The organism is Dietzia sp. IBK-p2-16D (genome assembly GCF_057773085.1).
In genome coordinates this window covers 1-525 of sequence record NZ_JBYMTL010000021.1, presented here as the reverse complement: position 1 = coordinate 525, position 525 = coordinate 1, and the positions used below count along the sequence as shown (strand labels likewise).

General features: G+C 41.5%; 1 protein-coding gene. It reads right to left on the bottom strand.

The window, feature by feature from the left end:
- The coding region (locus tag AC3DE3_RS17135) for a hypothetical protein (RefSeq protein WP_488370825.1) at positions 1-428 on the bottom strand (428 nt) is incomplete at its 3' end.
- Between the last annotated feature and the right edge of the window lie 97 nt (positions 429-525).

Below are 525 nucleotides of genomic sequence, written 5' to 3'. Positions count from 1 at the left end.
CCAAACCACTGAAGAACGCACCATATCAAATTCGCAAATAGCAACCATCCAAACCACCACGCAACGCTTTTCAATCTGTTTAAATCGAAGTATTCGTAAATTACCTTATAAAGCGCTAATCCCATGAACAGATTTAAAATTCCTGATCTCTTTATAATCCCAAACCCGAAAAGAAGAGAAGTCAGGAGAACAATTAAAATCAGCATTGGGAAAGAATTAAACTGAAGTTCCCGAAGTCTTGGAATCATGCAAGCAAAAGAGAAAAGAACGATGACCCCGTATCTAAAGAACAGCTCTTGAGTCATGTACCCAAACCCTATCGCTTGCTCAATATTCGTTCCTTGAGGTACCGGGAGAACAAACACCGACCCAATAATCATGAACGCTTTTACCAGATACTCGAATACGCTAGAGAGCTTGATCGTCATAGTCCGTCCCGTACATCGGAGGAAGATTGGAAATCTTCGCTCTAGTCGACATATACTCAGTCTCCTGAAGCTTCTTCCAGTTGTCCGTGTTGTTATC